We start from the raw sequence: 8,808 nt of genomic DNA, 5'->3' as shown, positions 1-8,808 counted from the left end.
TGAAACAAAAAAGATAAATAAAATGAGACAAACAACAAATGCAATCGTAATGATTCGTCCAGTTGCTTTTAGAATGAATGAGCAGACGGCTGTAAATAATTATTACCAAAAAGTATTAGACGGATTATTGCCAAGTACAGTAAATGCTAAAGCCCAGCAGGAATTTGATGCTTTTGTTGAGAAACTGAGAGCTGTTGGCGTTGATGTAACAGTTATTGAAGATACTTTAGAAACAGATACCCCGGATAGTATTTTTCCAAACAACTGGGTTTCGTTTCATGAAAATGGCGATGTAGCCCTTTATCCAATGTTTGCTGAGAACCGCCGCCAGGAACGCCGCGAAGATATTTTAGATACTCTAGAAGACAAAGGATTCGAGATCACCAATATAATGGATTATACTTCTGCAGAAGAAGATGGTATTTTCTTAGAAGGAACAGGAAGTTTATTATTAGACAGAGCCAATGGAAAAGCATATTGCGCCTTATCGCCAAGAGCAGATGAAGAATTGTTTATAGAATTCTGCGAAGATTTTGATTATGCCCCTGTAATTTTTGAAGCTTTTCAGACTGTTGACGGCGAGCGTAAACTTATTTATCATACAAACGTAATGATGTGTCTGGGCGAGACTTTTGCGNTATCTGCGCAGATTGTATTGACGATAAAAAAGAACGTAAAATGGTTCTGGATAATCTTAAACAAGATCAAAAAGAAATCATTTTAATAACCGAAGCTCAAGTAAATAATTTTGCTGGAAATATGTTAGAAGTTAGAGGAAACGATGATAAGCGCTATATTGTCATGAGTGCGTCGGCGCATCAAAGTTTAACTTCTAAGCAAATTGCTCAATTAGAAAATCATGCTGAAATTTTAAGTTCAAGTTTAGATACAATCGAGGCTTGCGGCGGCGGAAGCGCCAGATGTATGATGGCCGAAGTTTTCTTGTCCAGATCTCCGCGTACATTACGCCAAAAAACAAAAATTAATTTCAATAAATACTAAAAGAATAAATTTATTTAATTGTTAAAATTATAAAGCTGAAACTCTTCAGCCTTTTTTACCTTAGATCAAACTGAGTCATTTTTAAGAATATTTCCTAATAGACCAAAACTTTAACAAAACTTCGTTCCTGCTATTTTTGGCATAAACGAAGTTTTGTGATTTGTGTCAATTATGTAGATCCATTTCATTTACTGTTATTAGGGCAGTACTTGAAAAGTCTAAAGCAGTCAAAAAAGAAATTACCTTATTTTCTACTTTTGGATTCGTAACCATATAAAAAATTTCTGTTTGGTGTTTAGATTCATTTTTATTTATGATTAAAGGTTGTAACCTATTAAAGATTCTCACCACGTGTGCATCTGGCAATAGGGAAGCGATCTTTTCACTAGCAGATTTTCCTATTATTACAGGGAGAGAAGAAGATGGAGATTCAAACTTAAAAATGGAATTGTTAGTGTGTAATATTATTTTTTCGGACATATCTGGTAAACGGGATACTGATGATTCTAGTTCTTCCCAGTCTAAAGAGAATACAATGATTTCAGCTATAGCTGCGTCATACATATCAACTAATTTTACATTATTGCCCATATTTTGAATTATTTCTTTTAAGCCATAAATCTGCTTTGTGTGGCTGATTAATACTTCATAGCCTAATTTGGCAGCTCTATGCGCATAATCCATATTTATATTTTTAACTCCTATAATTCCGACTTTCATTTCTTTGATATCTGTTTTATTTTGTAGTGTAAGCTATATTCTGTAAAATCTTAAGCAATCGTGCTGAACTAATTAAATAACTCTTTTTTTTTGCTCTAAAGGCAGCCAACTAATTCCAATAGAGTATTAAAAGAATATTTATACTTAGACTGAATTTCATTTATTCAATTTAGATTTTAATAAAATTGAGTAATAAATATATCTCCCCAAGCCATAAATGATAGTTGAGTATAGATTTGAAATTTATAATCTACACGAATATTTTAATAATTGAAAATTGACTGTAGTGCTTTTAAATAAAAAGATTAACAATCAATTATTCGTTAGGTTTATCATTTTTGCGGTAAGAAATATAATAATAGAACAAAATACTGCAGTTAAAAACTCGAAGTAGTAGATTTAGCTGCTGGTTAATCTCAACAATTAAAGATTGGTTGAAGACCTCTTAAAGAAAGAGTTTTTGTAGGGATCATTTTGTTTTTTCTTTTCAAAACTAGAAAGATTTTTAGTAGAGGTTAAAAATATTAAAAAAAAATAAAATGCCAAAGGTAATTACTTATATATGTCCTCTTTCTCACTTTTATTTTTTAATGAAATTTGGTAGTATGTTTTTTGGAATTGAGATTTTACTACTTCAAATTTACTGACATTTTAGCTGAGTTGATAAGTTTGATATTACAGAGAGCTCCAGATAGCGTACTGCGATTCTGCAACAAAAAATAGAATATGAAGATGTTTAATTTTTTATGGCAAAAGGTATCAAAGTCCACAATTTCATAACTTTAATTTTGTGTTACAGACCAAATCTAGTTTTATAATATTCTAATTCATTTTCAGTTTTATTTAAAAGCTTTTCTAAAAGTTTTATTTTGTCCTCATAAAGTTCTTTTAGAACTTTATAGTTATCATTTAAATCTGTGTTAGTATCTTTAATTGTATTTAAACTTTTAATACATTCTTTACTGTCAAAATTTATTATCTCTTCTATACTAGCTTCGAATATTACGCTAATTTCTAGCAATTTAGAATATGACACAAGAGTTTTTCCTTTTTCAATTTTGCTATAACCGGCTTGGGTAATGCCAAGTTGATCAGCCATATATTGCTGGGTATAATTTCTTAATTCTCTAATGTTTTTAATTTTATTTTTAATTGACGTGCCCATGTAACGGGGATGTTGTACCGTTTTTTTCATCTTTATTATGATTTAAGTTATTAGTACAAGTTTTTCTAATTTAAAGTCTATTTTTTTGAAAATAGTATGGCAGCCAAGACCTGCTGTAAATAATAAAAAAAGCATTGAGTAAATAAAACCTTCAACTGATTCATGCGCTAAATAAATACAAAGACGATTTGTTGATCGCGCAATCATTAGAGTAACAAATATTACATAGAAAACTGGTTTTTTCATGATTCAGAATAGCAGGTAGTTAAGCTAAAAGCATTTATTAGATTGTGCAAAACATTCTTTTTTAATATTGTATATGCAAATTAACATGGATACCTTTAAAACTAAAAGGGAGAAGTAATAACCGACAGTTATATAGTATAACCGTTTACTGCAATAAATTCCAGCTATGAAAATTCTGATACTAAATCACTACGATATTGCAAGCGGAGTGGTGAAGTATAAAATCCTGATTTAGTTTAATTCAATTATTAGAATTAATAGTAACAATGACTGCTCCTAAAAAATTCGGTCAAGAAATTCTTTGGTAATCGGTTTTACATGAAAAGAAACCACATTCTTATTATTGCTTGATCGTGCAATATCTTCATTATCAATTGTTGAGGATATGATATAGGTTTTGCAATAATTTTTTAGAGTAGTTGATAATTTATCATATGCTTCCATAAATTCAAATCCGGACATTAGAGGCATGTAAATGTCTACAAAAATTATTTCAGGTAATTTAGAAATATTGTCCTGATTCTCCTGCAGATATTTCATGGCTTCTTGTGCCTCTGTATAATGCAGCACATTTTTCCCAAAATTATTCTGCGTAACCATTCGTGAGATAATATATAAATCTACCAGATTATCATCAATAATCATAACGGTTTCAAATTTTGAATGTAGTTCTTTTAGCATGGTTTCAAATTTTTTAGAGTGATATTAAATTTGGTTCCGATCCCTTTCTCTGACTGCACTTCTATAGAGCCCTGCAATATTTCTACAGCATCTTTTACTATATATAAGCCAATACCTGAGCCATCTTTGCCCGAAAGACGAAAAAACATTTCGAATATTTTTTGATGATATGCAGGATCAATTCCTATCCCGTTATCCACTATTGAAAAATGTAGATTTTCATTATCTGAATATCCAAATATTTTTACAAATCTGTCATCGTCCTCTTTTTTATGGTATTTTATGGCATTTGAAATTAGATTTTTTATAATGGTTGTAAATCTAAGCTTGTCCGTGTAAAAAAGTTTTTGTTCGGTAATTTCAATTTCAAAACGAATCCCTTTAGCTTCTTTCATTCTTTGGAGCGAATCTACTATATCAAGCACCATTTCATTTGGCGAAATCTGTTCCACTAAAATCCCAGTACGGTTATTACGCGAATAGCTTAAAATATTTTTTATAAAGTCATCCAAACGATTGATACTAATCCGTATCAATTCAGCATGCTTCAGAGTATCAATTTCCTTGCTTTCTGTTTCAATAAAAGAGATCAGACCAAGAATAGATGTTAGAGGTGAACGTAGATCGTGTGATACACTATATACAAATCGATCCAGTTCCGAATTGGTTTTGATAAGCTCTCGATTTCTTTTTTCCAAATTTGTTTCTGCCTTTTTGCGATCAGAGATATCATTAGAAAGAATTAATCTTGCTGCTGTTCCTTCATAAACAACATTATGGGCAATAATTTCAACAGGAATAATAGTTCCATCTTTCTTTATATGATTCCATATTCCTCTATTATAATTCGATTTAGTAATATTTGAAGTATCACTCGATTTTATGAAATGAATTTTATCATCATTTGGGCGTATGTCCAAAGCAGTCATAGAAAGAAATTCTTCACGGCTATATCCGTATTGCAGAATTGCCATTTTATTTACATCCAGAAATTTAAAAGACACTAAATCAATAATCCACATTGGCATTGGATTGTTGTCAAAAAGATACCTGTATTTTTTTTCACTTTTTTTCAGCTCTTTTTGTGCCAGTTTCATTTCAGTAATATCAGAAAGTACAATAACTGCTCCTGTTATTTCACCATCAGCATTGTGAAACGAAACTGGGTGTGGCAGCACATTGCGCTTATCGCCATTCGGGCGCTCTATAATTATTTCCTTATTAAGGATTGGATCACCATCTTTTAGTGCTGTAGCCAACGAACATAAATTCAAAGGTGCAGAGTGCTCTTTTTTATTATCGTTACTGTACCATGAATTACACCATAAATCTTTTCCTAATTCAGGCTCTCTACCCCATAATGCGGCTGCGGCCTTATTATAAAGTACTATTCGTCCTTCAGCATCGCAAGAGTAGGTAGCAACTGGCAATTTATGGATTAAATCTTTATACATTTTTTCACTTTCTTCAATTTTTTTTCGCGATAGAACCTGCTCTGTTACATCGTTCCCAAAAATGAATATTCCGTCAATAGTATTATTTGCATCCCTGCGGGCCTGAAAAATAAAATTTAAGTAAAAATCTTTGAGTTTTCCGTCGCTATACCGATCAAATGTTATGAGCATTTCATTAGCACAAAAGCTTTCCCCTGTTTTAAATACATTATCTAAAATTTCAAAAATCCCTTGAGTTTCAAGTTCTGGCAAAACTTCTTTTACAGTCTTCCCAATAATATCCCTCTTATCAATTAACTGCAAATAAAGTTCGTTTGCCAATTCATAAACGTGGTTGGGACCATTTAAAATTCCCATATAGGAAGGGGCCTGCGAATATATATTAAAGAATTGCAGCCTTTCAAATTCAATTGCTTTTTCTATATTTTTTTTCTCAGTAATATCTCTCCCTATGCAGTAACATAAATTTTTAACATTATCTCGTACAACAGACCATTGCAAATAGATAATATTTGTGTTTTTGTGGATGAACTTTTTTTCAAATATAGGTAAGTGTGTCTCGCTCGTAAAATCAAAATTTTCATTTATCGGAATACCATTATCCTCATGAAATAAAAAATCACTGTATTTTTTACCAATTAATTCTTCAGGTTTATAACCTAAAATACGTTCTGAAGCTTTATTTACCCATACAAATCTTCCCTCTTCATCACAAGAGCAGATTAGATCCATTGAAAAATCTAAAATTTTACCAAGGTCAGTTAAAGGTTCTTCCAAATGATAAGTAGTATTATCATTTTTTTCTTCTGCCACGTTGCTTTCTGAATTATTATGGATATTCATTTTGCGGGTAATTGAGGTTAACTTTTTATTTTTAATCTTTAAGTTTTATAAACTTGTTAAAATCATCTTGCCGTCTTTTGGCAATTGGTAAAATTACTCCATTAGAAAGTTCGCAGAAGTAGCCGTCTTTTTTTGAGATTTTAGCGATATAACGAAGATTGACAATATAAGAATGGTGTATTCTAAAAAAATAACTGTTATCAAGAATTGTACTGTATTCACCTAGATTTCTGCTTGACATTATCTTGGCTCCGTTACTTAAAATAAAAACGGTATACTTCCCATCTGCTTTGCAGAAAGTAATTTCGGACATTGGTATGAGTTCTATTTTTTCTAAAGATGCAACGGCAACATAATCATTTTTTTGATTAATAGTGTTTGAAATATTTATATTGTTAATTTTTTGATTTTGATAGGAGCGCTCCATTTCCCTTCTTTTAATTACTTTATAAATAGCCATTATTATGGAATTAAAATCAATTGGTTTTAGTAAAAAATCAACGGCATCGTGTTTAAAAGCTTTAACAGCATAATCTTTATTTGCTGATATGAATACAAGTTTCGGAATATTAAATTCTAATTGTTCGAGCATTTCAAAAAACAAATTATCTGTAAGATAAATATCTAAGAAAATAAGGTCTGGCTTTTTCTCTTTTATTAAAGTCATTACGTCTTTTGTACAATCCGCGTTACCAATTATCTCAATAATCATAGCGTTTTCTTCCTCAAATTTTTTTAAGATTTGAAAAGTTTCTTGTTCCTCAGATATGATTATGGCATTAACAGGAGTCATGTCTTTTATTTGCGCTTTATTATCAATTCAAAAATTTAGTTCAAAAATTCAAATATGAATGTGTTGATTATTAATTATTTTACTCATGTCTAAAATGTTATACTTTCAGACATAAATTACAGAAACATTTAGCAATACTTTTACGATTAGGTTATTTGATTTATTGAGAAGTAATAAATGGACAAATAAAAGTATAAGTGTTTAAAATTGACCTTATCTTGTATTGATGCTGTTGTAACAACTGGTTTATATAGACTAAGTAATGATCTGTTACTTGTTTAGTCTTCGTTCTAGTTTAATTATACTATTTTATGAGATAGAAGTTTTAAAAGAAAACTATTAGTCTTTGATAGTTTTATTTTCTTTGCAAAATAAGATCATTAGGGAAATATAGTTATAGGACAAAATACTTCATTTATGGGACTAATGTCTCTTTAACGAAAATTTGTGCATACTTTTTATTTATTAAACCAATAACAGCAAAAAAAGTAAGTTGTTATAAGTTGTAAGTAGGTTTGCCCAGACATGCACAAATCCAAATTTGTAATTCAATTTCAGAGAGTAATAACTAATACTATTGCTGTTATTTGCAACAACAGTTATATTTTTTAAATCAAAGTCAGATTAATAAAAGTTCTGAAGTTAAATTTGGAAAGCGTTGATTACGAGAAAACAGTGCTAGTATTATGCAGGATGGAAAAACATGTTGAGAACAGAATGTCATGGGCAGAACGAAAATTAAAAGAATAATTTTCTATTGCCCGGGAAGTTATCTGACTGTGTGGATCAGTTTATCCACATGTTGTGTGGTAAACTGGCAGCTGCGAATTCCTATCTAATAATAAGTTGATTCCAGATACGGGTCATAGATTTCCGCATCCCACTGGTTATCATTAAATAGATCTGTAAGCTCATCTTGAGATTCTAAAACAATAACATTTTCGTTTTCGCTACAGCTGTATGCTGCATCTAGAAATTCACAGTCAAAGTCTGGTTCATCATCAGATCTGCTGTATAAGTCTGTTAAAAGATTTTGTTTCTGCGTTTCTATTCGAAATGCCTCATCTGCGGAATTTGTGCCAGATTCAATATTAATTTTTTTAAATAATGGAATAACTGGACTTGCTGCTGCTATTTTCATATTTGGACTAAAAGGTGGGTGTATAAATATATTTTTCCAAAAGTAGCTTGAACAGCAGCTTTTTAAGTTATAGAATTTTGATGGAGTTTTATATAATTTGTAATTAATCAGAGGGCATTTTTAGCAACAGGCAGGCAATATAAGTCCAGCTTCTGGAAAGGATAAAAAGCTGTATGAAAACTATTAAGGAGCAGATAAAAGAATTAAATTTAAAAAGTAAAGGAAACAGTTGTTGATTTCTGTTTCCTTTATATTTCTTTTACTAGAGTCGTCCTACTCTGTCTGTTGAGAATCTGAAGCTGATTCAGCTTTTGAAATGCTTTGTACAGCGGACTTCAAAACATCTTGATATTTGGCAATACCTATTCCAATTATAGGTATTGATAATTTTCCAATTACAGAGCCCGCCTGAGTATGTCCAGTTTTATTAAGATACGAAGATAAAAGCAGAGCTCCTACTGCCCCGCAGAGGATTAGTTCTCCTGGAACACTGCTGAGTTTATCTTCTATCATTTTTTGTATATCTTCCAGATTTTCCTGATTGAATATATTTTCCATAATCTTGTTTTAATTCACTGATTTGTAATTATTCATTGTGATATTAAAATTACATGCTGCGCTGCTACTGTAGTTTATAAAATTTATAAGGAGGCTTATATAATTGACACTTGAATCTTTTGGATCGCTAAAGTATCCATTTATATATGGAAGGGGATGAGGAAAGCCCTAAAGGGGTCAGAAATATTTTAAACTTTCTGTTTTA

At 30.8% G+C, this 8,808-nt stretch carries 8 protein-coding genes and 1 pseudogene; 2 read left to right on the top strand and 7 right to left on the bottom strand.

What is annotated here, in order from left to right; all coding sequences use genetic code 11:
* Window positions 1–22: 22 nt before the first annotated feature.
* Both ASE40_RS22315 and ASE40_RS22310 read left to right on the top strand, forming a co-directional pair.
* Window positions 23–637, top strand: a pseudogene (locus tag ASE40_RS22315) (arginine deiminase-related protein); the annotation flags it as partial.
* A 1-nt stretch (window position 638) separates the two neighbouring features.
* Window positions 639–1,002 (top strand): arginine deiminase-related protein (locus ASE40_RS22310; RefSeq protein ID WP_241774339.1); only part of this gene is annotated, 364 nt, incomplete at its 5' end.
* A gap of 165 nt (window positions 1,003–1,167) precedes the next feature.
* On the opposite strand, the gene ASE40_RS07350 is transcribed toward ASE40_RS22310, so the two are convergent.
* The 7 genes from ASE40_RS07350 to ASE40_RS07315 form a co-directional block, all read right to left on the bottom strand.
* Window positions 1,168–1,722 (bottom strand): NAD(P)-binding domain-containing protein, encoded by a 555-nt coding sequence (locus ASE40_RS07350; protein ID WP_057116306.1) that lies wholly within the window; start codon window positions 1,720–1,722, stop codon window positions 1,168–1,170.
* Between the two features lie 793 nt (window positions 1,723–2,515).
* Window positions 2,516–2,887 (bottom strand): helix-turn-helix transcriptional regulator, encoded by a 372-nt coding sequence (locus ASE40_RS07345; RefSeq protein WP_057116989.1) that lies wholly within the window; start codon window positions 2,885–2,887, stop codon window positions 2,516–2,518.
* Between the two features lie 522 nt (window positions 2,888–3,409).
* A complete protein-coding gene (locus ASE40_RS07335; RefSeq protein ID WP_057116304.1) occupies window positions 3,410–3,814 on the bottom strand; it encodes a response regulator in 405 nt (134 codons plus the stop codon).
* The gene (locus ASE40_RS07330) at window positions 3,808–6,111 is read right to left on the bottom strand and encodes a PAS domain S-box protein (protein ID WP_057116303.1); all 2,304 of its coding nucleotides are present in this window, start codon (window positions 6,109–6,111) and stop codon (window positions 3,808–3,810) included. The genes ASE40_RS07335 and ASE40_RS07330 overlap by 7 nt, the downstream gene beginning before the upstream one ends.
* Before the next feature lie 31 nt (window positions 6,112–6,142).
* Complete coding sequence (locus ASE40_RS07325; protein WP_057116302.1) at window positions 6,143–6,904, bottom strand: LytR/AlgR family response regulator transcription factor; 762 nt, start codon at window positions 6,902–6,904, stop codon at window positions 6,143–6,145.
* A gap of 835 nt (window positions 6,905–7,739) precedes the next feature.
* Window positions 7,740–8,045, bottom strand: a complete 306-nt coding sequence (locus tag ASE40_RS07320; protein ID WP_057116301.1) for a hypothetical protein — start codon at window positions 8,043–8,045, stop codon at window positions 7,740–7,742.
* A 273-nt stretch (window positions 8,046–8,318) separates the two neighbouring features.
* A complete protein-coding gene (locus ASE40_RS07315) occupies window positions 8,319–8,603 on the bottom strand; it encodes a hypothetical protein (protein ID WP_057116300.1) in 285 nt (94 codons plus the stop codon).
* Between the last annotated feature and the right edge of the window lie 205 nt (window positions 8,604–8,808).

It is taken from the genome of Flavobacterium sp. Root935, from assembly GCF_001429295.1.
Classification (GTDB): Bacteria; Bacteroidota; Bacteroidia; order Flavobacteriales; family Flavobacteriaceae; genus Flavobacterium.
Note: the sequence above shows the minus strand (reverse complement) of the source record. Positions and strands in the feature narration are given on the sequence as shown.

Coding starts and splice junctions, on each gene's coding strand:
- ASE40_RS07350 (WP_057116306.1), bottom strand. CDS start 1,722: ATGAAAGTCGGAATTATAGGAGTTAAAAATATAAATATGGATTATGCG.
- ASE40_RS07345 (WP_057116989.1), bottom strand. CDS start 2,887: ATGGGCACGTCAATTAAAAATAAAATTAAAAACATTAGAGAATTAAGA.
- ASE40_RS07335 (WP_057116304.1), bottom strand. CDS start 3,814: ATGCTAAAAGAACTACATTCAAAATTTGAAACCGTTATGATTATTGAT.
- ASE40_RS07330 (WP_057116303.1), bottom strand. CDS start 6,111: ATGAATATCCATAATAATTCAGAAAGCAACGTGGCAGAAGAAAAAAAT.
- ASE40_RS07325 (WP_057116302.1), bottom strand. CDS start 6,904: ATGACTCCTGTTAATGCCATAATCATATCTGAGGAACAAGAAACTTTT.
- ASE40_RS07320 (WP_057116301.1), bottom strand. CDS start 8,045: ATGAAAATAGCAGCAGCAAGTCCAGTTATTCCATTATTTAAAAAAATT.
- ASE40_RS07315 (WP_057116300.1), bottom strand. CDS start 8,603: ATGGAAAATATATTCAATCAGGAAAATCTGGAAGATATACAAAAAATG.